We start from the raw sequence: 23,583 nt of genomic DNA on the forward strand, positions 1-23,583 counted from the left end.
GCTCAAGGGCTGCGCCGCCGGAAGCGAGGCTGAACCTCTAGGTCTTGCGCAGCGGCGCCGGGTTCCACAGACCGCTGCGCGTCGCCGTCCCCAGGAGTAGGTCGGCCGGTTGCGCGTCGGGGTAATACGGCGTCAACCGTTGCAGCGAGCCCCAGTCGCGAGACCAGTCGTCCTTCAAATAGGTGGCCATCGTGGTCGCCTTCACCAGCAGCTCGGTGACGCCCAGCGGGCCGCCGCCATTGTTGTCCATCACGGGTGAGTTGGCCTCGGCGCCGAACCGGTCGGGCAGGATGCGCCACTTCGGCGTCTCGTCGACGCCGTTCTGATGACCGAACGGTCGCTGGCAGGGGAATGCCAGCCCGACGAGCCAGTCCAAGAACACCGGGTCGGCGGAACCCACCACGTCCTGCAGCGTGCGCAGCTGCGGAATTCGCGGCGGTGTCAGCGCGATCCAATGCTGTGGGGCCAGGTCTTCGTCATCGGCGACCAACCGAATCTGGGTGGCGTCGTTCGGAATCGCCGACAGCGCCAGCCGCAGGTTGCGCCAGGCCGGAGACGCGCCCACGTCGGCGAATTGGAATGAGCCGCCGGGGTGTCCGCTGGCCGCTTGCTCGTCGGTGGCCCACTGCACCTGGACCTCGCGCGGGTCGAAGCGCCCGGACGCGCTCACCACCAGCAGCGGTCCCGCCTTGTCGCGCGCGGGCAGCCGATACCAACCGGACCGTAGGTGGGCGGGCACCTGGACGCCCGAACGCCAGCTGCCGAGCACCGGTGTGCGCGCGGGGTCGAGGTTGAAGGGCAGCTGCGCGGACGAGCCGTTGATGCCCGGCGCGGGGGTGGTGCCCCCCTCGGTGCCCGCCTGGTTGCTGCCGGTCTTCTCCTCGTCGTTGACAAAACTGCGGTCACCCGGCCGTTCCATCACCGGGTCGGCGCGGACATCGGCGGGAATACCGTTGGGCGTGAAGGCTTCTGACAGCCCCGCCCCGAGGGCATCTGCCGCCGACGCGCTCACCGGCGCCAGCATGCCGACGCCTGCGTCCTGCTCCACCAGCACGTCCTCGGCCAGTCCACACGACTTGCCGGTCTTCAAACCGGCCACCGCCTCCAGGTTCGAACGGCCGACCGACCACGCCGGATATTGGTCGATCATCGCCAGGGTCAGCGAGCCCACCTCGAACACCACCAGCACCCACGTCGCAATTGCCAACGGGGACTGGATGATTCCGGCCGCGCGTGCACCGTAGCGGGTTTTGGGCGACCCGTTGTCGGGGGCGACGAAGTGGAACCAGGCCGCCAGCAGCAGCACCACCAGGGTCAGCCCGAGCAGCGCGGTGGCGAACGCGTAATGCCACGCGGGGAACGCATTCGACCACGGCACACCGAAATTCGACACATACCACCAGCCGTTGACGCTGGCGAACGACAACGCCACCAAGAACAACACCACGGCGGCGTACACGGTGCGGTTGCGCCGGGACCGCATGGCCACGGCCGTCACCGCGACGGCGGCGAGCGCGCCCAACGGCCCGGCCAGTCCGGCGAACACCCCGAAGTGGTGGGTCCATTTGGTCGGGGTGAACATCATCGCGACGAAGGAGATGATGGTGATCCCGACGATGCGGCGGCTCGGCCCGGCGGCGGTGCCCGGAATTCGGCCCTTGCGCAATGACATTGCGACCGTGACCCCGAGCGCGAGAACCAGTGCCAGCACGGCGAAGCGGCGCGCGACGGAACCGTCGGGACTGGCCATGAACAGTCGCTCGTAGCGGATGTGTTCGTCGAACCAACTGAGGCTGGGGCCGACGGCGCGCTTGAGCATGGTGGCCTGGACCTCGCCGGCCAGCGTCTGATCCCGGAAGATCAGGATGGTGGTGACGGTGACGGCGGCCAGCAGGGGCAGCACCAGCGGTAGCGCACCGAACCGCTTGATCCTGCGGTGCAGGATGGTGCGCAGGGGTCCGATCGCGACCAGCAGCGCACCGATCGAGGCGATACCCGTCGGCCCGGAGAACAGGGTCAGCGCACCGATGATGCACGCGATCGCCACCGGCAACAGCCGGCTGGTGGCCACCGCGCGTTCCACCGAACACCACGTCAGCAAGATGCCCACCGCGATGATCGGCTCGGGGCGCAGGCCGTTGTCGAGGGGGAGCCAGACCGCCAGGAACATGCCCGCCGCGGTCCAGGCCGCCGCCCGGTTCTGCTTGACCGCATGACCCAGGCGGGGCATGACTTCCCGGCTGATCACCCACCAGCACGTCAGCGCCATCACCAGGGTGGGCAACCGCATCCAGATGCTGGTGGTGCTCACATGCGCCCACAGGGCCAGCAGGTCGTAGTACCACCCGAAGGGTGCCTCGGGTGTGCCGAACCACCGGTAGTAGTTGGCCATGTAGCCGGCGTGCTCCGACACCCGTGCCATGGTCAGGATGTAGCCGTCATCGGAGGTGTTGGCGCCGACGAAATGCCACCACACCAGCACGGCGATGACCAGGGCGTCCAGGGCGCCGATCGACCACCAGCGCGCGGGCAGGAAGCGGCGGTGCCGGGTTCCGTCGGCGGTGTCGAGCCTGTGCAGCGCGATCAGGGAGGCGGCGGTCAGCGCCAGCCCCAGGATCATCGCGGCCATCTTCAGCGGGGTGGGGCTGCTGCTGTACCGGGTGTCGATGGTCGCCGAGAAGCTCAGGCCGGCCGGGGCTGGACCGCTCAGATCGGTGAAGACGCCGACGATCTGCGGCCGGAAGTCGTAGCCGCTTTTCTCGCCGCGCAGCGGCGAGCCGGGATGCTCGGCGTTGGGTCCCTGGGTCAGCCCCACGAACTCGGCGGTGACCCGGTCGGCATGCGCGGTGAAGGTCAGCCGCTGGCAGGCCGGGCTGAGCACCTGGCTCAGCGGGGCGCTCACCACCGGGACGTTGCGCACCACCAGCACCAGCTCGTCGTTGGCGCGGACGATCAGCAGTCCCCGGTCGACGGCCTTCGGCGCCTGCTTGGGCACCGTCGACAACAACACCGTCTTGCCGGCGTTGCCTCCCCCGGTCAGCCCCGCGGCGGCCTGGCACGGGACGGTGATGGCCAAATCGGTGGCGACGTAGCCGATCAGGGGTGCGTCGACGCTGCCGAAGGTGCCGTTTTGGGGCCAGTTCAGCTGGGCGGTGGTCTGGTCGACCGGCAGCAGCGGGGTGGCTATCGCCAGCAGCACGCCGAGCAGCCCGGCGAGGGAAGCGACCAGCCGGGCGATCCGGTGATTGGCTTCCCTGTCTTGCACGGTGCTAGATGCTAGTTCTTCCGCGCTGTGGGGCGCCCTTTGAGGCGAGGTCTCGGTGCTCATCGGCCGTCACGCCGCCGGCTTGCGGATCGCGAGCACGAAGGGGCCGACGCCCTGCACGTCGAAGTGCGGGCTGTCGAACAGGGCTCCGCGCAGGTCGACCGTGTAGCGCCGCACGTTGGGCTGATTGGGGTAGACGTCCTCGGCCAGCCGCAGGGTGTAATTGCCGTTCGCGCCGCGCCGCATCAGGAACACCGTCGGCGGCGGCCAGGGGCAGGTGTCCAGCGCGTGGATCAGCTCGTCGGCGGTCTTGAGCTCGGACCACTTGTTGATCTGGGCGGCCCGCAGGTCGAATTGCGCGAGCGGGTTGGCGTAGTGCGAGGTGAGCCCCTGGAATCCCCAGTAGGGGTAGAAGGACAGGAAGCTGTAGTCGGCCGTCATCACCACGGTCTGGTCACGGGGCTTGCCGGTCACCTGGGTGATGGCGTGATCGATTGTCGCGTAGAACTTTTCGGCGCTGGGCGGTCGTCGGTCGCCGCGCTGCCCGTTGCCGTCGGTGTCGGTGTAGGCGATGGTGAGGTCCGGGCGCAGCACATCGGGGATGTCCTGGCTGAACGCGATCGCGGCGGCCAGCCCCATGGCGCCGGCCACCGAGACTATCGATCTTTGCAAGCCCCGGCCCCAACTCCGATCGCGGCCCGCGGCGGCCAGCGCCGCGGCGGCCTCGAGGAACCCGAATGCCCCGGCGGCGACCAGCAACACGCTCAGGGTCGGCTGCAGCCGAAACGACAACAGGGTGGTGCGCGCCAACGTGGTGAGCATGGACAGCAGCGACCATAGGTAGACGGACAGCACGCCGATGGCCAGCGCGCCCGCCCGCACCGAGGAGCGGGCCCGCACCACCAGCCACAGGGTCCCCAGCAGGCAGACGACCCCCAGCAGCGTGAACTGCAGCATCGGGAAGGTCAGTTCGGCCCCGTCGGCCGGCAGGTAGTGCTGGGCGCTGCCCGTGTTGCTGACCGGGTTACGGGCCGCCCGCAACAGGAACGGCAGCCAGGTCGTGCATCCGATCAGCGCGGCGATGCCCGCGATGACGGCCACGCGCCGCAGCGGATCGAGGGCGGCTTTGAATTCGCTCCGATGCCAGCGCACCGCGACCAGCCACAGCGCCATCAGCCCCACCGCGAACGCGCTGAACCCGAACAACAGCGTGTACCAGGTGGCCGCGAAGCCCAGGAACAGCCCGGCGCCGAGCACCGCGCCCCAGCCCGCGCTTCTCGGCGCGTCCGCACGGTCCGCGGCGCGCAGGCCCGACCAGGTCAGCACCAGCATCGGGGGCAACAGCACGGTGATCATCGCCGAATAGGGCTCGGGGGAGCCGTAGGCCAGCGTGACCGCGGCCGTCGCGGTGGTGACGATCAGCGCGTACTCGAACCGCACCATCCGCCACCACAGCACCAGGGCGACCGCGACGGCGATGGCGATCGAGGTGATGGCCCACGGCTTGAAGATCTCCCAGGCCGGTGTCGCGCTGAGCGCCGCCGCGCGCCCGCCGATCCAGAACCAGCCCGGCGGGTAGAACGGTGGCAGCCCGAGATAGGTCATGTCGCGCAGGGCGGGGTTGTCGGCGAGCCGGGTCACGTATTCGGTGCGGAACTGTTGGTCGACGGAGATGCCGAACAGATACAGCTTGGTCGCCCCCAGCGGCATGCCCAGGGTGACGACGGTGAACGCGGACACGACCACCAGCCCGCCCAATTGTGCGAGCAGTCGGCCCCTGGGCCCGCTGGAGCGCCGCCATAGCCAGCCGACGGCGACAAGACCGGCCAGGCAGCCGACCTGCCCGACGGTGGTCAGGGCGTGCAGTTGATTGGATGACGGGAAGGCCGGCCATTGCACGCGGGAGATGGCGGTCAGCGACACCACCGCGACGGCGACCGCGACGAGCACCGCCAAGGCCATCTGGCCGAGGGTGGCCAGTGCGTCACGCATGATCAGATTGGCAGTTTGCGGAAGATGGGACGCGGGACGTGCCGCAACACCATCATCACGTAACGGAATGCCGCTGGTGCCCAAACCAATTCCTTACCTTTTGCGGCGGCGGTCACCGCGAGGTTGGCGACGTACTCTTTGTCGACGGTCAGCGGCGCTTCCTTGACGTGCGCGCTCATCCGGGTGCGCACCTGACCGGGGCGAATCACCAGGACGCGAACACCGAACTCGCGCAACGCTTCTCCCAGACCCAGATAGAAGCCGTCCAGTCCCGCCTTGGTGGAGCCGTAGACGAAGTTGGATCGCCGCACCCGTTCGCCGGCGGCCGAACTCATCGCGATGATCTGGCCGAAGCCCTGCGCGCGCATCTTCTCGGCCAGCAGCACACCCACCGAAACCGCTGCGGTGTAATTGATTTCGACGGCCAGCACGGCCTTGTGCTGGTTTTGCCATAGCTCCTCGGCATCCCCGAGGATGCCGAAGGCGACGATGGCCACGTCGACGTCACCATTGGCGAACGCCTCATCGATCATCTTCGGGTGGGTGTCGGGGTCGGTGGCTTCGAAGTCGATCAGCTCCACCGAGCGCGCACCGGCGGCCTTCATCTGAGCCACGGCGGCGTCGCGGCCGGGGTCACCCGGCATGGCGGCCAGCACGATTCGTGCGTGGGCGTTCTGCAGGTAGCGTTCGCAGATGGCCAACCCGATCTCGGAGGTGCCGCCGAGCAGCAGGATGGTCTGGGGATTTCCCACGGCATCTAAAACCATTTACAACAGCTCCAAGCGTCGGGCCATGTCCGAGGCGAACACCCGCGAGGGATCGACCTTGCGGCGCACCGCGATCCATTCGTCGATGCGCGGATACATGGCGTGAAAGGTCTCTGCGGTGGTACGGGAGTCTTTGCCGGTGTAGAGCCGGCCACCGAATTCCAGTACCCGACGGTCCAGCTCGCGGAGCAGTTCGTTGAGTCCCGGCGTGATCTGGAAGTCGACGCAGACGTTCCAGCCGGGAATCGGAAAGCTCAGCGGTGCTTGGTTACCCGGTCCAAACAACTTGAAGACATTGAGGAACGAATAGTGGCCCGACTTCTGGATGTCGCGGAGTATCGCTTTGAATTCCTCGACCGCATTGGTCGGTACTACGAACTGGTACTGCCCGAAGCCCGCCGAGCCGTAGGCGCGGTTCCACTCTCCGATCATGTCGAGCGGATGGTAGAACTGCGTCAGGTTCTGGGCCTTACCCCGGTAGGTGCCGCCCTTGCGGTACCACAATTCGGTGGCCGCACCGAAGATCAGCTTGTTACCGAGACCGGGGGGGAAGACGTCGGGTGTCGTGAAGTATTGCGGCGCATCGAACTTCAGCGGATCCTTGCGCAGCTTCTTCGGGAGCTGGTCCACAGTGGCCAGCGATCCCCTCGATATCACGGCCCGGCCCAACTTGGGTGGTGCGCTGATCGCGTCGAACCATGCGCTCGAGTACGTGTAGTTGGCTTCACTGCCGTCGCTGTGAAACGCGATGGTTTCATCGAGGCTTTGGGTGACGTCGCCGTCGGCGATGAAGTACGCCGTCTCGGTCGGGGTCATCTCGATGGTGGCCCGCAGCATGATGCCGGTGAGACCGCTTCCGCCTACGGTGGCCCAGAACAGCTCGGCGTCCTGGCCATCCGGCGTGATGGTTCGGATTTGCCCGTCGGCGGTCAGCAGCTCGATACTTCGCACGTGGTTGCCGAAGCTGCCCGCGCTGTGGTGGTTCTTGCCGTGGATGTCGGAGGCGATTGCGCCGCCGACGGTGACCTGCCGGGTTCCCGGCAGTACGGGGACCCACAACCCGAACGGCAGGGCGGCTTTCATCAGCTGATCAAGGTTGACGCCGGCTTCGACATCGACCAGCCCGGTGTCTGCGTTGATCGAATGGATGCGGTTCAGCGCGGTCATGTCGATGACCAGCCCGCCACCGTTTTGCGCGTTGTCGCCGTAGGAACGGCCCAGCCCGCGAGCGATCACTCCGCGGTCGCCGGCGTTGGCCACCGCCTTTGCGATCTCGTCGGGATCTCGGGTGGACAGCACGGTCGCCACGGAAGCAGCGGTGCGGCCCCAGCCGGTGAGCCGTTTGGTCGTGAACATCGTCAAAGAGGGTACCGCCTGCCGGCGGCGGCTCAGTGGATGCGGAAGATCACGGCCCGCTGTACGACGAAGTTGATCACCGTCGCGGTCCCCTGCGCGATCACGAACGCGACGATGGGCGCCCACCCCCGATAGTGCAAAAGCACGAGGCACAGATGGTTGAGCCCGACCTGCACGGCGAAGGTGATGGCGTAGAGAACCATGACCGCGACGAACCGGGCGGTGCTCGGCGCCGCCTGGAAGGTCCACCGGCGGTTGATCAGGTAGGCGGTGATGGTGCCGACGACGAAGCTGGTGGCCTTGGACAGGTCGACCTGTACGCCGATGACCTTCCAGAGCACCATGTAGAGGCCGAAGTCCACGATCCCCGCCAGGCCGCCGGTGACGACGAAACGCGTGACCTGCGTCGTCAGGCTCAGGCGCGCCGGCGCGGTCGCGGGCTCGGGGGGAAGCATTGGGGGAGTCTAACGGGGCCGTCGGGCGCCCCCGGCAGCGTCAGCGGGGCAGCTTGACCGCGATCAACTCGACCCGGTTCTCGCCCTGCGGCGTCGAATAGGTCACCGTGTCGCCCGGTTGCCGCCCGGCGAGCGCCTGGGCCAGCGGACTGCGCGCGGTCAACGTCTCGCCCTCCCGGCCGACGGGCGTCTCCTCGACGATGGAGATCACGTGCATCGTGACCACTTCACCGTCGGCGAAGCGCAGGGTCACCTCGGTGCCGCCGGGCAGCGCCTCGGACGCGTCGGTGTCCGGCGGCCCGGCCCGCAGACGCCGGTCCAACTCGTTGATCCGGTCGGAAAGCACCACCAGTTCGTCAGCGCGCTGGATCGCTTCGGCCGCGTCGCCGTGATCGCCCACCATGCCGCGGTCGTTCTTGACCTCGGCCTCGAGGCGCTCGCGCCGCTGCCGTAGCCGGTCCAGCTCCGCTTCGAGGTTCTTCCGCGCGGCCTCCGCTGCCGATTGGACTTTCTTGCTCACGTGCGTGGACCTTTCGCCCAGTGTGCTCAGATGGCGTACCAGTGTGACACCACGATGAGGCAGCCCGCCACCATCAGCGGCCGAACGAGAAAATCAGAAGGGCGGCGGGTCGTTGATGTTGGGCGCCGAGCGCTCGGCGTGGCGCGCCGCGTCGGCACTGATGCGTGCCTCGTTGATGCCGCGCTCCCAACGGACCCGGGCGGCGTGATCCTCGGCCCGGGTTCGTTGCCGGACCGGCATCATGACACCGCGGCTCTGCTGGGGCGCGGGCATGAAGGTCGGCAGTGTCAGCGTCCCGGTCGGCACCGCCAGCGCCGGAAAATAGCGGCTGCCACCAGGTTTGGTGGTGTAGGTATGTCCCGTCGGCGATGTCCACACCACCGTGCCATCCGGCTGCTGGTGATCCCGCCAGCCATCGGAGCCCGTATAGAACGTCTTGAGCAGGTGATGGTGGCGGCAGAGCAGCTTGAGGTTCGACGGATGCGTGGGGCCGAGCGGAAACGGCACCGTGTGATCGATATCGCAGACGTCGGCCGGGGCGTCGCAACCGGGGAATCGGCATGTCAGATCGCGAAAACGGATGAATTCGGCCAGAGCGGTCGACGGCCGATAGCCGGCTTCGGCGCGGTCCGGGGGTAGCGAAAGCGGCTTGGTCTTCGCGACACCGGCCAGGTCGCGCAGCGACTCCATCGGCAATGGGCCGAACCCCGGTAGATACGTCGTCGTACCCGCCTCGCCGCTGACCGCGGCCGCCCCGGCCAGCATATGGATCACGACATTGGTGCCCGCGGGCCGCTGCGCCGCAGGGCAATCCGGCCCGCCGCAGTCGCAGCGCAAAACGGTCAGTCCGGCGGCCAGCGCGCCGAAAGCGTCGGCGCGACGCTGAGCCTTGGTGCGTGAATCATTTCGGCACACCGAGTCGGCCAACGCGTCAAGCACGCGGTCCACCGCGGCCGCATCGGTGGAATGCAGCCTTGCTGAGATTCCCGCCAGTCCCGGGCTGATGGGTCCGATCTCGACACAGCGATCTTGACTGCGCATTCCGGGCACGCGCACCCCCGCGGGATCGAACCGTGCCACCCACATATCAATACGCTCGGCCATTTTCGGCCCCGACAACCGCATCCACTTCGGCGCATGCCGGGCCACCGCGGCGTCCAGCCGGGCGATCAACTCGGGGTCCTCGATCAGCTCGGTGCGGTACACCACGGCCGCCATCAGCCGGAAATCGATGCCTCCCTGGGCGAAGATCTCGGCGACGCGGGGCAGCCGCTCACGCAACGCGATCGCATAGTGCAGCCGGCCGGCCGCGCGGCCGCGGCTGATGCCCAGGGCGGCCGCCACCTCGGCGACCACGTTCTCGTGTCCGTCGACGGCCCAGTTGAAGCGGTCGGCGTCGTCGGCCGGAGCCCGACGCGCATACAACTCCCCGATCGCCGCCAACTCCCGGGCGCAGTGCGCGTTCTGCGCCCGGGCCGCCGCGGTGACGAAGTCCACCACGCCGGCGTCGTCGACGCCGTGAAACGCGAGGTCACAGGGCACTGATTCGAACATACATTCGATAATAACCCGACCCGGTGACAAGCCGCCGGGCTAGACCCAGTAGGGCACCCGGGCGCGATATTGGCGCATCGCGAAGGCCGCCATCACCCAGCCGACGGCGGTCAGCACCAGTACCACGGCCCAATGCCGCAGTTCCTGATGCGCCCCGAGCAGCGGGGCGCGAACGATGTCGAGGTAGTGCAGCAGTGGGTTGAGTTCGACGATCTTCGACCAGCGTCCCGCGCCCTGCTGGCGCAGGGTCTCGTCGTTCCAGATGATCGGCGTCATGAAGAACAGCAACTGCACGACCGAGAAGAGCAGCGGACCGATGTCGCGGTAGCGGGTCGCCAGGATGCCGAAACACAGTGACACCCATATGCAATTGAGCACGATCAGCGCCAGCGCCGGGATCACCGCAAGGTCCGCCCACGACCACGGCTTGGGATACACCATCGCGATCACGACATAGATGACGATGTTGTGTGCGAACAGGATCATCTGCCGCCACACCAGGCGGTAGACATGCACGCTCAGTGGCGTCGGCAGCTGCTTGATCAGTCCCTCGTTGGCGACGAACACGTCGGCGCCTTCCAGGATGGCGGCGTTGATCAGGTTCCAGATGATCAGCCCCAGCGTCACGTACGGCAGATGCACCGCCAGCTCGAGGTGGAACAGCTTGGAGTACAAACCGCCCATCGCGACGGCCGTGGTTCCGGTCGCGATGGTGATCCAGAAGGGCCCCAGCACCGAGCGGCGGTAGCGCTGCTTGATGTCCTGCCAGCCCAGGTGCAGCCAGAGTTCGCGACGACGGAAGCCGTCGACGAGATCGCTTTGGGCGCGAGTAAATGTCCGCGACTGTGCCGCGGCGTCGAGGAACGTCACGATGGCCCTCCAGGCGTGCCGAATTGTTCACGACGTCCCAAGCGCCGCAACCGGATCCACTCGGCCAGACCGCGGGGGTCGCGACGGGTCACCAGGAAGAACCAGCCGAACCGAACCCACTCCTGCACCACCAGCTTGCGCAGGCCCGGCTGCGCGAGCAGGTAGCCGCGGTTGCGGTAGGTGTAGAAGCGCTTGGTGGTGTTGTCGGGATATTGGGTGTGCATCCGGCCGCCGAGGATGGGCCGGAACTCGTCGGATCCGCACGGGTGCAGGTAGACCGCGTCCAGGCAGGTCCCGAAGGGCAGACCCGAACGCACCAGCCGGCGGTGCATCTCCACTTCGTCGCCGCGGATGAACAGCCGCAGATCCGGGACCCCGATCGATTCCAGCGTGGCGGCCCGGAACAGCGCACCGTTGAACAACGACGCGATACCGCGCAACAGGTCCTGCCCGTCCTCGGTACGCAATTCGCTTGTGCGCCTGCGCCATACCAGGCCGCGGCGCAACGGAAACGCCAGCCGCGCCGCGTCGTCGGAGTTGCACACCATCGGTGACACCTCGGCCAGGCCGTGTTTCTCGGCGCAGGCCAGCAGGGTGGCCAGCACGTGCGAGTCCTGCGGGCGCCCGTCGTCGTCGGCCAGCCACACCCAATCGGCGCCTTGAGCCAATGCGTGCAGCATGCCGAGCGCGAAACCGCCGGCACCACCGAGATTTCGGCGCGATCCCAGATAGGTGGTCGGAATGGGTTGGCCCGCAACCAGTTCGCGAACCCGACCGTCACCCGAAAAGTCATTGTCGACGACGATGAGGTGATCGGGTAGCCGGGTTTGCGTGCTCAGCACATCGAGAGACTTGGCCAGCTCGTCGGGGCGCCGGTGGGTGACGACGACGGCGACGACGGTGTCACTCATGGCTGCCCGGCGGTCTCGGCCAGCACTTCGCGCACGTGCCGGGCCGCGTCCTCGCCCTCGTACGCGCGCACCACGTCTTCGATGCCGCCGGACATGCGGATGACTCCGTGCTCGATCCACATCGCCGTCTTGCACAGCCGGGCCAGGAATTCGTTGGAATGGCTGGCGAACACCAGGATTCCGGACCGCTCGACCAGACTCTGCAACCGCGACTGCGCCTTCTTCAAAAAGTCGGCGTCCACCGCGCCGATGCCTTCGTCGAGCAGCAGGATCTCGGGGTCGATGCTGGTGACCACGCCCATCGCCAGCCGGACACGCATGCCGGTGGAATAGGTGCGCAGCGGCATCGACAGGTAGTCACCCAACTCGGTGAACTCGGCGATCTCGTCGACCTTGGACAGCATCTGCTTTCGGGTCTGCCCCAGGAACAGGCCCCGAATGATGATGTTCTCGTAGCCGGAGATCTCGGGGTCCATGCCGACGCCGAGATCGAAGACCGGTGCGACGCGTCCGGTGACCTTCGCCCAGCCCCGGGTGGGTTCGTAGATGCCCGAAAGTAGGCGCAGCAGAGTCGATTTGCCCGCCCCGTTGTGGCCCACCAGACCCACCCGGTCACCCAACTCGAGGGACATGGTGATGTCGCGCAATGCTTCGACGACGACCACGTTGGAGCTGTTGCGGCCGATCGTGCCGCCCGCCTTGCCCAAGAAGGCCTTCTTCAACGAACGAGACTTGGCGTCGAAGATGGGAAATTCCACCCACGCGTTGTGCGTCTCGATGTGCGGACCCGACACCATGGACTACTTGAGGTCGCTTACAGGTACTGACCGTGCCCGGGCGTACCCGGCTTGCCGACGCCCGGGGGAAGCGCGCCCTGGCGCATCTTTTCCAGCTGCGCGCGGGCGGCCATCTGCTGGGCGAACAGCGCGGTCTGGATGCCGTGGAAGAGTCCTTCCAGCCAGCCGACCAACTGTGCTTGGGCGATGCGCAATTCGGCGTCGGACGGCGCGGTGTCCTCGTTGAAGGGCAGGGTGAGGCGGTCGAGTTCCTCACGCAGTTCCGGCGCCAAGCCCTCTTCCAGTTCCCGGATGCTGGTCGCGTGGATCTCGCGCAACCGGTTCCGGCTGGCGTCGTCCAGCGGTGCGGCGCGCACTTCCTCGAGCAGTTGCTTGATCATGGTCCCGATCCGCATCACCTTTGCCGGCTGTTCGACCAGGTCGGTCAGGGCGGGTTCGTCGGCGTCGTCCTCGGCGACCGCCATGAACCGCGGATCGAGGCCGCCGATGATTTCGACGTCGCTGTCGTCGGGGCCATCGTTGCGGGTACTCAATGCTTCACCATCCTTTGTGGACTATGGGTGTGGCGTCGTGCCGTTTCCGCGCCATTCATAAATTCGGGCACCGCCATTGTCGTAGATCAGCGCCCACGACTTGGACTTATCCAGTGACACTAGTCCGTCGGGTACGGCGAACCCCCGGACAGTCGGCGAGCTGGTGTAGATGTACCGGATATTGAGCGCCTTGACCGCTTCGAGGACCCGCGGATCGGAATCGCCCCGTCGCGCCGAGGTCCAGAAGATGTATCGGTTGGGGCCCGGCCCCATCTGTTGGGGGTAGTCGTAGTGCGTCCATAGCGGGTGCAGGTCGGCGACGGCGTACATCCACGCGGTGCCGTCGGTGTTAGCGTTGCCGATCAGGGTCTCGCGGGCGCCGGGCAGCGTGGCCAGATAGGCCATGGCCATCAGATCGCGTTGGTCGATCATCACCGAGTCGTATTTGTCGCCGAACAACCACAGGTGCCGATACAGGTAGTGGTGCGCGCTGAGCACGGTGGTCGCCACCAGCAGGACCGCGGTGACCGACACCCAGACCGGGGTGGGCAGTGGTTTGAACCGGCCGGTGAGCCGTCTGGCGCCGGCCACGACGCCCACCACGATCGCGAACAACGCGATGCCGGCCATCGGCTCCAGCAGCAGGGTGGTGGCGGCCGCGATCCGGCGCGGATCCTTGTAGAAGAACTCGCCGAACATTCCGGCCACCGCGCCGACGGGGCCGCCTATCGGATTTCCGGCGTCCACGTTCACCACGATCAGCAGCAGCCACAGGGCCAGCGGCCACCACACCCGCTTGACCAGCAGTATGACGCCGCCGATGGCGGCCAGCGCGATCAGCGCGTATTGGACCGGGAAGTCGTTGAGGTGGCGGGAGTGCTGGAAGACGGCGTCGAACAGACCCCGCTTCTTGCTGAGGTAGGTGAGGAACGAGTGTCCGGCGATGATGTCTTCCTGTTCCTGGACGCTGATGAACTGCGGCAACAGGATCAGTCCGGACACCACCGCGACGCAGGCCAGGGCCGCCGCATCGGCCAGCCTGCCGCGCACCGGAATCCATAGCGCCTCGATGAGCCACCAGGCCAGCAGCATCAACAGCACGATGACCCCGCCGGTGATGTGCACCGACATGACACCCACCAGCGCCAGCACGGCGGCCGGGATGCGGTCGCGGTGCCGCAGCGTGGAGGTGATCAAGACGAACGCGGGCACCGCGGCCCCGTAGGCCGACAGGTTGGGCATCGCGGCGACGGCGAACTCGACATAGGGAACCGCGGTGAACGACGCCGATAGCGCGGCGGCGGTCGCCGCGGCTCCCGCGGTGCGCCATTCGCCCCAGGTCGGGCGCAGCAGACGCCAGGTGAGCATCGCCGCGGCGGTCGGAAACAGCCACACCGATGCGGCGACGGAGCTCAACGTGTAACCGGTGGTGGGCGCCGCCCCGGTCAGCTGGCAGAACACCGCGGTCAGGGCGTGGAAGACCGACGGGTAGTACAGCGTGTGATGTGTCTCGACGTTGCGCAGCTCGCCCATGTGGGTGGACGACGCCTGGCCGGTGTCCAGGATGAACCGCACCTCGTTGGCGTGCCAGACCGCGTCCCAGGTGCTCGGCACGGATTGCCAGTGGGTCAGGCCGCGATGGGCCGCCCACATGATCAGCAGCGCGCCCAACAGCACCCCGATGGCCACCGTGATGGCGGGCCCGCGGCCGAGCTTGCGGGCCCCTTCATCCGAGGCATCGCGGTAGCGGGCGAGTAGCAGCTGGAAACCGGTCATCACCAGGCACACCGCGGCCAGCGCGGCCAGCGCGGTCCAGCCGTTCCACGGTATTCCGATGGCGCCGAACGGAATAATGGCGAGCGCGACCACGCCGTAGGTCAGCGCCGGGCCCACCGCAACAGCGACCGGCCACGACAGCTGACTGATGCGTGCGATGATCGCCCCGGGCGCTATCAGCAAAAACAATGCAATGAGCGTTCCGAACCAGAGCCCCACTCGACTAGTATGGCTGGCCGGGTGCCCTGGCTTGGGAGGCCACCGCCTGGCCGGAACGGCTCGGACCCTTTCAAGGCGCCCGCTACCGTCACGGTTTCGCAAAAACGCGGAAGCTCTAAGGTGGCCCACATGGCATACGACGTCGCCCGGGTGCGCGGACTGCATCCGTCGCTGGGTGACGGGTGGGTACACTTCGACGCTCCCGTCGGGATGTTGGTTCCCGATTCGGTCGCGACCACGGTGTCGACGGCTTTCCGCAGGTCCGGGCCCACCACCGTGGGGGCGCACCCGTCGGCGCAACGCAGTGCCGCCATCCTGGAGGCGGCCCGGGCGGCGGTGGCCGATCTGTTCAACGTCGAACCCGCGGGCGTCGTACTGGGCGCCGACCGTGCGATCCTGCTGTCCGCGCTGGCCGAAGCCTCGTCGTCACGGGCCGGCCTGGGCTACGAGGTCATCGTCAGCCGCCTCGACGACGAAGCCAACATCGCCCCGTGGTTGCGGGCCGCGCACCGGTACGGAGCCAAGGTCAAGTGGGCCGAGATCGACATCGAGACGGGCGAGCTCCCGACGTGGCAGTGGGAGGGCCTGATCGGGAAGTCGACCAGGCTGGTTGCCGTCGCCTCGGCGTCCGCGACGCTGGGCACGGTCACCGATCTGCGGGCGATGACCAAGCTGGTGCACGACGTGGGCGGCCTGGTGGTGGTCGACCATTGCGCCGCGGCGCCCTACCGGCTGCTCGACATGAAGGAAACCGACGCCGACGTCGTCGCGGTGAACGCGGCCGCGTGGGGCGGCCCGCCGATCGGGGCGATTGTGTTCCGCGATCCGGTGCTGTTGAACTCGTTCAGCTCCATCTCGGCCGACCCCAAAGCCACGGGCGCGGCGCGCCTGGAGATCGGTGCGCACCAGTTCGGTCTGCTGGCCGGGGTGGTCGCCAGCATCGAGTACCTGGCGTCGCTCGACGAATCCGCCCGCGGCGGCCGGCGCGAACGCCTGGCGGTATCGACGCAATCCGCCACGTCGTATCTGAACCGGGTCTATGACTACCTGATGGTGTCGCTGCGCTCCTTGCCGTTGGTGATGCTGATCGGTCGTCCGGAGGTGCGGATCCCGGTGGTCAGTTTCGCCCTGAACGGTGTGCCCGCCGAACGAGTGGTGCAGCGGTTGGCGGACAACGGGATTCTGGCCGTCACCAACGAAAGCTCGCGCGCGCTCGACGTGCTGGGCGTCAACGATATCGGTGGCGCGGTCACCGTCGGGCTGGCGCACTACTCGACGACGGCCGAGGTCGACCAGTTGGTGCGTGCGCTGGCTTCCCTGGGCTGAGGCCCGCTAAGCCTCCAGCGTCAGCACGATCTTCCCCGTCACCGTGCCCGCCACCAGCCGTTGATGCGCGTCGCCGGCCTGCTGGACGGGCAGGCGGGCACCGATGACCGGGCGCACCCGGCCGTCGCCGATCATCGGCCACACCGAGGCCGTCACCGCCTGCACGATCTCGCTTTTGCTGTTCGGCCCGGCGGTCGGACGCCCCCGCAGCGTGGTGCCGATGACCCGCGCCCGCTTGGCGAGCAGTTTGCCGATGTTGAGCTCGCCCTTGATGCCGCCCTGCATGCCGATGATGACGAGCTGTCCGTCGGTGGCCAGGGCGTCGATGTTGCGGTCCAGGTAGGCCGCGCCCATGATGTCGAGGATCACATCGGCCCCAGGGGCGCCTCCATCGCTTTCGTCGCGCAGCCGCGCGACGAAGTCTTCGTCGTGGTAGTTGATGGTGATGTCGGCGCCCAGGTCGCGGCAGAATTCGAGCTTCTCCGCCGAGCCGGCGGTGACGGCCACCCGGGCCCCGAGCGCCCGCGCGATTTGGATCGCGTGGCTGCCGACGCCGCTGGCCCCGCCGTGCGCGAGCAGGAGTTGGCCCTCGCGCAAGCCCGCCGTCAACACGAGGTTCGACCACACCGTGCAGGCCACTTCCGGTAGCCCGGCGGCGTCGACGAGGTCCACACCGGAGGGAATCGGCAGCACCTGGCCCGCGGGAACGGCGACGTACTCGGCGTATCCGCCCCCGGCCAGCAGCGCGCAAACCTCTTGCCCGACAGACCATTCCGTGACGTCATCGCCGACCTCGGTGATGACGCCGGACGCCTCCATGCCGATGGTCTCGCTGGCGCCCGGCGGGGGCGGATACTTGCCGGCGGCCTGCAGCACGTCGGCGCGGTTCACGCCGGCGGCGGCCACCTTGATCACGACCTCGCCGGGTCCGGCGGAGACGTCGGCAACTTCTTGCCAGGAGAGTTGATCGGGGGATTCGGCGACGATGGCGCGCATGGCGGCCACGCTACCGAGTGCGGCTACCCTAATCAGCGGTGGCGTGGCAGAGCGGCCTAATGCACTCGCCTTGAAAGCGAGAGACGGCTAAAACCGTCCGGGGGTTCAAATCCCTCCGCCACCGCTGTCGGTCCATGCCTTATCGACTGCCCCGCGCGGCGAAGCACAGACATCCTTAGCGTCGATCGCCCTCGCTGTCGTCGAAGAAGTGCCAGTCGCCGTCCTGCTCGACTTCCATGCGCCAGCCGAGCTCGCTGTTGTCGGCCTTGTTGTCGACGAACCATGCGTGGGCGTCGTCGGCGCTCTCGATGTCTTTGGTCGCGACGACGTCGCCCTTCGGATTGAGCACTCGATAGGTAGCCATGACGGCAGGGTTCCCGCTGCCCCGGTCGCTAACCGGTGGGGATTTCGGCGGCGATCGTGTCCATCAGGGCCGTGTACCGGCGAACTTCGGGATCCCGCCCGGGTTTGCCGCTGCTCACCACGCCGGCCGCCAGCCCGCGCGCCGGGTCGGCCCAGATCGCGATGTTGGCCAGGCCGAGATTGCCGAAGGCGTGCGGCGCGTTACGCCCGAACGGCCCCCACCGGTTGGTACCGAGGATGTAGCCGGTGCCCCACCGGGCCGGCTGCAGCCCGACCGCGAAATCCGGTCTCAGCCTTCGGCATTCGGCCACCGCACCGTACATCGTCTCGGGGCTGATAACCCGCACACCGTCGAGTTCGCCTCCGCGACGCCAGATCTCGGCGAACCGCGACAACTCCTGCGCGTTCGACACGGTGTTGGACGACGGGATGATGGTGGTCAAAAACATCGGCGAATTCGTATACGGGATCATCTCGTGCACGGTTCCGCCGATCGCCTTGCGGAAGATCTGGGCTACGACCGGCGGTAGCGGCCGCCCGGTGGCGTGGCTCGGCGCCACCAGCGGCACGTCCTTCTGGGCGACGCCGAAGTTCGTCCAGCGGAAGCCCAGCGGGTCGAGGACCTCGGTGGCCAGGATTTCGCGAATCTCTTTGCCGGTGGCCGCGTAGACGATCTCGCGTACCAGCGGACCCCAGGTCAGCGCGTGGTACATGTGGAACAGCCCGGGGCGGTAGATCGGCCGCAATTCGCCGAGCTTCTGCTGCGCGTACTCGTGGTCGTCGGCGCGCTTGACGTCCGGCCGCGGGCCGGTCGGGAACGGCAGCCCGGCGCTGTGCGTCATCACGTGCCGGATGGTGATCCGGTGCTTGCCGTGACTGGTGAAGGTGGGCAGGTAGTCGCAGACCCGGTCGTCGAGCGAGAAGACGCCGCGCTCGACGAGCATGTGCACCACGGTCGCCGCCATCCCCTTGGCCGCCGAGTAGACGCAGAACGGGGTGTCGGGCGTGACGGGGATCTGCTCGGCACCGGGCGGGTCAGTCGGGGCGTTGCCCCAGCCGTGGCCGATCGCGCGGTTGAGGACGACGCGGCCGTCCCGGCGCACGCACACCTGGATGGCCGGATGGAAGCCGGCCCGATACCAATGCCGCGCGGCCTGCCAGATCCGGTCTATGGCGGCGCTGTCGATTTCGGAGTGGTCTTCCGCGCCGATCGCCGTCACCGCGTCCAGGTCGGCGGGTACGCGGATCTTGCCGTCTGGGGTGGTCACCCCAGCGAGGGTACGTGTCTTACTCGCCTTTGAATTGGGGCGGACGCTTGGCGAATGTGGCGGAGATGCCCTCGGTCAGGTCCTTGGACGGCAGGAAGGCCGCGTTCCAGGCGGCCACGTAGCGCAGGCTCTCCGAGACGGCCGCGATGCGCTGCTGGTCGAGCACGTCCTTGATGCCGTGCACGGTCAGCGGGGGATTGGCGGCGATTTCCGCGGCGGTGACGTGGGCGGCGGCCAGCGTGGCCTCGGCGTCGGCGTACACGTCGTTGACCAATCCGATCTGCTCGGCGCGCGCCGCGTCGACGTCCTTGCCGGTCAGCGCCAGCTCGCGCAGGTGTCCGTCGTTCAGGATCAGCGGCAAACGGGCCAGGCTGCCGACGTCGGCGACGATGGCGAGTTTGACCTCGCGCACCGAGAACTTGGCGTCGGCGCTGGCGTAGCGGATGTCGACCGCCGAGATCAGGTCGACGCCGCCGCCGATGCACCAGCCGTGCACCGCGGCGATCGTGGGGGTCCGGCAGTCGGCGACCGCGCTGATCGCGCCCTGCATGCGCAGGACCGTTCGGTGAAATTCCGCCCGCGGCCGCGCCGAGGCGCCCTCACCCAGCACCCCTGACAGCGTCCCGCCCATCGCGGCCAGGTCCAGGCCGTAGCTGAAGTTGCGGCCCGAACCGGTCAGCACGATGGCCCGCACCTCGGGGTCGGCGTCCAACGCGTCGAACAGCTCAGGCAGCTCGGACCAGAAGGCCGGGCCCATCGCATTGCCCTTGCCCGGCCCGATCAGCGTCACCTGGGCGACCAGGTCCTTCTTCTCCACGGTGACGGATTCGTATGCTTGCGCCATATCGAGACCGTAGCGTGGCGAATATGCCTCCTGACTTGCGACCCGGCCCGCATTCCGTGCCGACCGATGAGCTGCACAGCGCCGAGGACACCCTGGCGGTGTTGCAGCGGGTGCTGCATACCGTCGCCGACGACGACCTGTCGCGGCAAACACCCTGCGCGGAATTCGAGGTGTCGCAGCTGACCGGACACCTGCTGAACTCGATCACGGCCCTCGGGGGCATGGTGGGCGCGGAATTTCCCGAGCGCGACGAAAGCGATTCGGTGGAACGGCAGGTGATCGCCGCGGCCCGGCCGGCGTTGGACGCCTGGCATCGCCACGGCCTGGACGGCAGCGTTCCGTTCGGCAAGGGCCAGATGCCCGCCACGAGCGCGTGCGGCGTCCTGTCGATCGAATTCCTGGTGCACGCCTGGGATTACGCGACCGCGATCGGGCACCGGGTCGACGCCCCGGAGCCGCTGTCCGAATACGTGCTGGGGCTGGCCCGCCAGATCATCAGGCCGGAGTTACGGGGCAGCGCCGGATTCGACGACCCGGTCGACGTGCCCGCGAACGCCGGCGCGCTCGAGCAGTTGGTCGCGTTCACCGGCCGCGATCCGGCGGGCTAGTTCGAGGCTGGGCGTCGAGTGTGAAACCACGGCGTCGGGTGTGCAGCCTGGGTTTTGGGTGTGAAGCCACGGTGGGTTCGCACGGGGCGGTTTCAAGGTTTGGTTGCAACAGTGGTTTCTGTCGGGAATGACAGTAGCCGGTTGAGGACTTGGGCGGGGCTGTCCCAGCCGAAGCGTTTGCGCGGGCGTTCGTTGAGTTCGGCGGCGACTTCGGCGAGGTAGTCCGCGGAGTGCACGGACAGGTCGGTGCCTTTCGGGAAGTATTGGCGCAGAAGACCGTTGGTGTTCTCGTTGCTGCCGCGCTGCCACGGCGAATGGGGATCGCAGAAGTAGATGTCGATGCCGGCGTCGATACTGATGCGGGCATGGCGCAACATCTCGTGGCCCTGATCCCAGGTCAAGGACCGGCGCAGCGCCTGGGGCAGGGACTTGATGGTGGCGATCATCGCATCAGCCACCGTCTCGGGATCGCGGCGAGCGGGCAGGTGCAGGAGTTGGACGAATCCGGTGGAACGTTCAACCAGAGTGCCGATCTGCGAGTGCAGGTTTTTTCCCAGGATCAGATCGCCCTCCCAGTGCCCGGGCACCGCACGGTCAGCGGCCTCAGCGGGCCGCGCGCTGATGTTGACCATGCCCGGGATCCGGCCGCAGCCGGTGCGGGCACCGACCCGCGCACGCGGCTTGCGCAACGCCCGTCCGGTCCGCAGACACTTGGTCAACTCGCGGCGTAGTTCCCCGCGTCCTTGCACGTAGAGCGCTTTATAGATGGTTTCGTGGGACACCTGCATCTCCGGGCGATCGGGATAAGTCCTGGCCAACACCCCAGCAATCTGCTCAGGGCTGTACTTCTTGACCAACCACGCTTGCACCTCGGTGCGCAACGCCGGGCAACGCCCCAGCTTGCCGGTCTTGGGACGCCGCGCCCGCTGCTCACTGCGCAACTGAGCAATCCGCGCCGAATACCCCGATTTCGCGTCCCAGCCGGCCCGGCGGGCCCCGAAGCGATACCGGGCACGATAACGACCCACATACCCCCGCATCACACCGTTGTGGGCGATCTCGCGCATGACCGTCGAGGGGGCCCGACCTAACCGACGCGCCATCGAGCGGATCGGCTCACCTTGCGCGGTCCCGATCATGATCTGTTCACGCTCATCAATCGACAGCCGCGGCCGTTTCTGACCCCGGGCACTAACCATTAGTGGATTCACACCACCAAACCTGCGAAACCACCTGCTACCGCACGTCGCCGACACGCCGACCGCAACCCCGGCATCCTCCGAAGACACCCCCGCTGCGATCAATTCCCAATACCGGCATCGCACCGACAACAACTGAGGCTGGCTCGTCATCAACACCCCTAACTACGAAGTGTTGCAATCACCCCTTGAACCCACGCGGCGTGTCGTCGCCCTGGACGCACAGTCAAAGCCGTCAGTTCACGCTCGACGGCTCGACGGCTCGACGGCTCGACGGCTCGGGGGTTAGACCCGTTCCAGGTAGAAGTAGTAGTACTTGCCGTTATCCCGGACGCCCTTGCCGTTCATGATGCCCATCACGGCGTCGTCGTCGATCTTCTTGAAGTGATCGTGCACCGGCTGGCCGTCGTAGACCATGGTGGCGGTGACCTCGCCGCGGAAGTCCTCGAGCCACAGACTGGCCTCGCCCTTGCCCATCTCGACGTTCGAGAACTTGTTGCCGTCGGCGTCCAGGCAGACCAGCGGCTGCACGTCGCTGACGGATGTGAAGGTCTTGCCGAACCACCCGGCCCTTTCCAGTTGGCCGTTCATCTTGTGGCCGGTCTGGAATTCGCCGCCCTTCCACTCGCCGAGCATTTCGTCGATCGCCGCGGGTTTGAGTTCCGCCCAGAATTCGTCGAGCTCGGGATCCGCGATGTCGCCGCTGCGCTCTTTGAATTCGGTGAACTTCTTGCGCGCGAGTTCCACGGACGACTCCTCAGGGTTCGGTGCGGGCAATCCAGTCGCAGGCAAAACGCAGCAGGGCGTCATTTTCCTCCGGCGCACCAATGGTGACACGGATGCCTTCGGACGCGAACGGCCGCACCACCAGGCGCGCGTCGGCGGCCTGCTCGGTGAAGTCCGTCGTGCGTGACCCAAGCGGCAGCCAGACGAAGTTCGCCTGCGAGGGCGGCAGCTCGAATCCGGCGCCGCGCAGGGTGTCGCACACGCGGGTCCGCTCGACGACCAGCGCGTCGGTGCGGGCCATCAGCTCGCCGGAGGCCTCCAGCGACGCGGTGGCGGCCGCCTGCGCGACGTTCGTCACCGCGAACGGCATGACGACCTTGTCCAGCGCGGTGATGAGGTCCGGGTGGGCGATCGCATAACCGACGCGCAAGCCCGCCAATCCGTAGGCCTTCGAAAAGGTCCGCAGCACAACGACATTGCTGTGACTGAGAGCGAGCTCCAAGCTGTTGGGCAGCATGCCGTCGCGGATGTATTCGACGTAGGCCTCGTCGATGGCGACCAGGATGTGCGACGGTACGGCGTCCACGAAACGGGCCAGGGCGTCCGGGTCGACGACCGTGGACGTCGGGTTGTTGGGGTTGCAGACGAAAATCAGCCGCGTGCGGTCGGTGATCGCCGCGAGCATCGCGTCGAGGTCGTGCGTGTGGTCGGTCAACGGCACTTTGACGGTGGTCGCGCCGGAGACCTGGATGATGGGCAGGTAGCACTCGAAGCTGCGCCAGCCGATCATCACCTCGTCGCCGGCCGCGGCGGTGATCTGAACCAGCTGCTGGCACAACGTGACCGAGCCGCTACCGACGGCGATGTGCTCGGGCGCGACATCGGCGCCCAGGTGCATGGCCAGCGCCGCCTTGAGGTCCACGCTGGCGTTGTCCGGGTAGCGGTTGACGATGGCAATGGCGCGCTCGATCGCCGCGTGCACGCTGGACAGCGGGCCGTAAACGGTCTCGTTGCTGGCCAGTTTGATGGAGCCCGGCACGTTCTTGCCGGGCACATACACTGGCAGTCCGGCCAGTTCGGGGCGCAGGCGGGCGGTCACTTCGACAGTTTATGTCTCAACTGTGTACAGTATGGCCGGTTCCGCGAGACCGGAAAGGGGTCGGTACCCTCAGAAAGTCCAAAGGGAGGCGTGCCAGAGCGGCCGAATGGGGCTCACTGCTAATGAGTTGTCCCCCTCA

The 23,583-nt window shown here is 67.4% G+C and carries 21 protein-coding genes and 1 tRNA gene; 3 read left to right on the plus strand and 19 right to left on the minus strand.

Translation table 11 applies throughout. The features are described from left to right. Nucleotides 1-37 precede the first annotated feature (37 nt). The 12 genes from Q0W90_RS13325 to Q0W90_RS13380 form a co-directional block, all read right to left on the minus strand. Nucleotides 38-3,328, minus strand: coding sequence for an arabinosyltransferase domain-containing protein (locus Q0W90_RS13325; RefSeq protein ID WP_297700101.1), 3,291 nt, complete (start codon nucleotides 3,326-3,328; stop codon nucleotides 38-40). 6 nt (nucleotides 3,329-3,334) lie between these two features. Continuing rightward, nucleotides 3,335-5,257, minus strand: a complete 1,923-nt coding sequence (locus Q0W90_RS13330) for a galactan 5-O-arabinofuranosyltransferase (RefSeq protein ID WP_297774869.1) — start codon at nucleotides 5,255-5,257, stop codon at nucleotides 3,335-3,337. 2 nt (nucleotides 5,258-5,259) lie between these two features. Beyond that, nucleotides 5,260-6,024, minus strand: a complete 765-nt coding sequence (locus Q0W90_RS13335) for a decaprenylphospho-beta-D-erythro-pentofuranosid-2-ulose 2-reductase (RefSeq protein WP_297595250.1) — start codon at nucleotides 6,022-6,024, stop codon at nucleotides 5,260-5,262. After that, on the minus strand, nucleotides 6,025-7,380 hold the full coding sequence (locus tag Q0W90_RS13340; protein WP_297774870.1) for an FAD-binding oxidoreductase: 1,356 nt from the start codon (nucleotides 7,378-7,380) through the stop codon (nucleotides 6,025-6,027). A 32-nt stretch (nucleotides 7,381-7,412) separates the two neighbouring features. Then, nucleotides 7,413-7,835, minus strand: a complete 423-nt coding sequence (locus tag Q0W90_RS13345) for a GtrA family protein (protein ID WP_297700097.1) — start codon at nucleotides 7,833-7,835, stop codon at nucleotides 7,413-7,415. Nucleotides 7,836-7,875: 40 nt separating this feature from the next. After that, on the minus strand, nucleotides 7,876-8,355 hold the full coding sequence (locus Q0W90_RS13350; protein ID WP_297595246.1) for a GreA/GreB family elongation factor: 480 nt from the start codon (nucleotides 8,353-8,355) through the stop codon (nucleotides 7,876-7,878). A gap of 93 nt (nucleotides 8,356-8,448) precedes the next feature. Continuing rightward, nucleotides 8,449-9,909: an HNH endonuclease signature motif containing protein gene (locus Q0W90_RS13355; RefSeq protein ID WP_297774871.1), complete on the minus strand. Its 1,461-nt coding sequence runs from the start codon at nucleotides 9,907-9,909 to the stop codon at nucleotides 8,449-8,451. A 39-nt stretch (nucleotides 9,910-9,948) separates the two neighbouring features. After that, nucleotides 9,949-10,779 carry an ABC transporter permease gene (locus tag Q0W90_RS13360; protein WP_297595244.1) on the minus strand — a complete coding sequence of 277 codons (831 nt, stop codon included), beginning with the start codon at nucleotides 10,777-10,779 and terminating at the stop codon, nucleotides 9,949-9,951. Further along, complete coding sequence (locus tag Q0W90_RS13365; protein WP_297774872.1) at nucleotides 10,776-11,690, minus strand: glycosyltransferase family 2 protein; 915 nt, start codon at nucleotides 11,688-11,690, stop codon at nucleotides 10,776-10,778. Before Q0W90_RS13365 ends, Q0W90_RS13360 begins: the two co-directional genes overlap by 4 nt. Further along, nucleotides 11,687-12,487, minus strand: coding sequence for an ABC transporter ATP-binding protein (locus Q0W90_RS13370; RefSeq protein ID WP_297595241.1), 801 nt, complete (start codon nucleotides 12,485-12,487; stop codon nucleotides 11,687-11,689). The genes Q0W90_RS13365 and Q0W90_RS13370 overlap by 4 nt, the downstream gene beginning before the upstream one ends. Nucleotides 12,488-12,504: 17 nt before the next feature. Further along, nucleotides 12,505-12,951 carry a bacterial proteasome activator family protein gene (locus Q0W90_RS13375; protein WP_297595264.1) on the minus strand — a complete coding sequence of 149 codons (447 nt, stop codon included), beginning with the start codon at nucleotides 12,949-12,951 and terminating at the stop codon, nucleotides 12,505-12,507. 90 nt (nucleotides 12,952-13,041) lie between these two features. Then, nucleotides 13,042-15,015: a DUF6541 family protein gene (locus Q0W90_RS13380; RefSeq protein ID WP_297774873.1), complete on the minus strand. Its 1,974-nt coding sequence runs from the start codon at nucleotides 15,013-15,015 to the stop codon at nucleotides 13,042-13,044. 129 nt (nucleotides 15,016-15,144) lie between these two features. Between Q0W90_RS13380 and Q0W90_RS13385 the strand changes: the two genes are divergently transcribed. Then, nucleotides 15,145-16,341, plus strand: a complete 1,197-nt coding sequence (locus tag Q0W90_RS13385; protein ID WP_297698622.1) for a cysteine desulfurase-like protein — start codon at nucleotides 15,145-15,147, stop codon at nucleotides 16,339-16,341. Between the two features lie 6 nt (nucleotides 16,342-16,347). Here the strand turns inward: Q0W90_RS13385 and Q0W90_RS13390 are convergent, their stop codons facing one another. Next, nucleotides 16,348-17,337, minus strand: coding sequence for an NAD(P)H-quinone oxidoreductase (locus Q0W90_RS13390; protein WP_297595238.1), 990 nt, complete (start codon nucleotides 17,335-17,337; stop codon nucleotides 16,348-16,350). Nucleotides 17,338-17,374: 37 nt separating this feature from the next. Here Q0W90_RS13390 and Q0W90_RS13395 point away from each other — a divergent pair. Next, a tRNA-Ser gene (locus Q0W90_RS13395) sits at nucleotides 17,375-17,461 on the plus strand. 51 nt (nucleotides 17,462-17,512) lie between these two features. Here the strand turns inward: Q0W90_RS13395 and Q0W90_RS13400 are convergent. Genes Q0W90_RS13400 through Q0W90_RS13410 form a run of 3 tightly spaced genes read right to left on the minus strand, consistent with a single transcriptional unit; the run spans nucleotide 17,513 to nucleotide 19,812 of the window. Further along, a complete protein-coding gene (locus Q0W90_RS13400; RefSeq protein WP_297595237.1) occupies nucleotides 17,513-17,701 on the minus strand; it encodes a hypothetical protein in 189 nt (62 codons plus the stop codon). Nucleotides 17,702-17,729: 28 nt separating this feature from the next. Further along, nucleotides 17,730-18,968, minus strand: coding sequence for a lipase LipE (lipE, locus tag Q0W90_RS13405; protein ID WP_297595236.1), 1,239 nt, complete (start codon nucleotides 18,966-18,968; stop codon nucleotides 17,730-17,732). A gap of 19 nt (nucleotides 18,969-18,987) precedes the next feature. Continuing rightward, nucleotides 18,988-19,812 carry a crotonase/enoyl-CoA hydratase family protein gene (locus tag Q0W90_RS13410; protein WP_297595235.1) on the minus strand — a complete coding sequence of 275 codons (825 nt, stop codon included), beginning with the start codon at nucleotides 19,810-19,812 and terminating at the stop codon, nucleotides 18,988-18,990. Nucleotides 19,813-19,835: 23 nt separating this feature from the next. On the opposite strand from Q0W90_RS13410, the gene Q0W90_RS13415 reads away from it, so the two are divergent. Further along, entirely contained in the window at nucleotides 19,836-20,420 is a 585-nt protein-coding gene (locus Q0W90_RS13415; RefSeq protein ID WP_297595234.1) for a TIGR03086 family metal-binding protein, read from the plus strand. A 92-nt stretch (nucleotides 20,421-20,512) separates the two neighbouring features. Here Q0W90_RS13415 and Q0W90_RS13420 read toward each other — a convergent pair whose 3' ends face one another. The 3 genes from Q0W90_RS13420 to hisC all read right to left on the minus strand — a co-directional run bounded on the left by Q0W90_RS13420 (nucleotide 20,513) and on the right by hisC (nucleotide 23,444). Beyond that, complete coding sequence (locus tag Q0W90_RS13420) at nucleotides 20,513-21,619, minus strand: IS30 family transposase (RefSeq protein WP_297774874.1); 1,107 nt, start codon at nucleotides 21,617-21,619, stop codon at nucleotides 20,513-20,515. Nucleotides 21,620-21,904: 285 nt separating this feature from the next. After that, the gene (locus Q0W90_RS13425; protein ID WP_297698624.1) at nucleotides 21,905-22,366 is read right to left on the minus strand and encodes a DUF4334 domain-containing protein; all 462 of its coding nucleotides are present in this window, start codon (nucleotides 22,364-22,366) and stop codon (nucleotides 21,905-21,907) included. A 10-nt stretch (nucleotides 22,367-22,376) separates the two neighbouring features. Beyond that, complete coding sequence (gene hisC, locus Q0W90_RS13430) at nucleotides 22,377-23,444, minus strand: histidinol-phosphate transaminase (RefSeq protein ID WP_297774875.1); 1,068 nt, start codon at nucleotides 23,442-23,444, stop codon at nucleotides 22,377-22,379. Between the last annotated feature and the right edge of the window lie 139 nt (nucleotides 23,445-23,583).

The sequence above is a fragment of the Mycobacterium sp. genome (assembly GCF_025933915.1).
Taxonomy (GTDB): Bacteria; Actinomycetota; Actinomycetes; order Mycobacteriales; family Mycobacteriaceae; genus Mycobacterium.

Coding starts and splice junctions, on each gene's coding strand:
- Q0W90_RS13325 (WP_297700101.1), bottom strand. CDS start 3,328: ATGAGCACCGAGACCTCGCCTCAAAGGGCGCCCCACAGCGCGGAAGAA.
- Q0W90_RS13330 (WP_297774869.1), bottom strand. CDS start 5,257: ATGCGTGACGCACTGGCCACCCTCGGCCAGATGGCCTTGGCGGTGCTC.
- Q0W90_RS13335 (WP_297595250.1), bottom strand. CDS start 6,024: ATGGTTTTAGATGCCGTGGGAAATCCCCAGACCATCCTGCTGCTCGGC.
- Q0W90_RS13340 (WP_297774870.1), bottom strand. CDS start 7,380: ATGTTCACGACCAAACGGCTCACCGGCTGGGGCCGCACCGCTGCTTCC.
- Q0W90_RS13345 (WP_297700097.1), bottom strand. CDS start 7,835: ATGCTTCCCCCCGAGCCCGCGACCGCGCCGGCGCGCCTGAGCCTGACG.
- Q0W90_RS13355 (WP_297774871.1), bottom strand. CDS start 9,909: ATGTTCGAATCAGTGCCCTGTGACCTCGCGTTTCACGGCGTCGACGAC.
- Q0W90_RS13365 (WP_297774872.1), bottom strand. CDS start 11,690: ATGAGTGACACCGTCGTCGCCGTCGTCGTCACCCACCGGCGCCCCGAC.
- Q0W90_RS13370 (WP_297595241.1), bottom strand. CDS start 12,487: ATGGTGTCGGGTCCGCACATCGAGACGCACAACGCGTGGGTGGAATTT.
- Q0W90_RS13375 (WP_297595264.1), bottom strand. CDS start 12,951: ATGGCGGTCGCCGAGGACGACGCCGACGAACCCGCCCTGACCGACCTG.
- Q0W90_RS13385 (WP_297698622.1), top strand. CDS start 15,145: ATGGCATACGACGTCGCCCGGGTGCGCGGACTGCATCCGTCGCTGGGT.
- Q0W90_RS13390 (WP_297595238.1), bottom strand. CDS start 17,337: ATGCGCGCCATCGTCGCCGAATCCCCCGATCAACTCTCCTGGCAAGAA.
- Q0W90_RS13400 (WP_297595237.1), bottom strand. CDS start 17,701: ATGGCTACCTATCGAGTGCTCAATCCGAAGGGCGACGTCGTCGCGACC.
- Q0W90_RS13410 (WP_297595235.1), bottom strand. CDS start 19,812: ATGGCGCAAGCATACGAATCCGTCACCGTGGAGAAGAAGGACCTGGTC.
- Q0W90_RS13415 (WP_297595234.1), top strand. CDS start 19,836: ATGCCTCCTGACTTGCGACCCGGCCCGCATTCCGTGCCGACCGATGAG.
- Q0W90_RS13420 (WP_297774874.1), bottom strand. CDS start 21,619: ATGGTTAGTGCCCGGGGTCAGAAACGGCCGCGGCTGTCGATTGATGAG.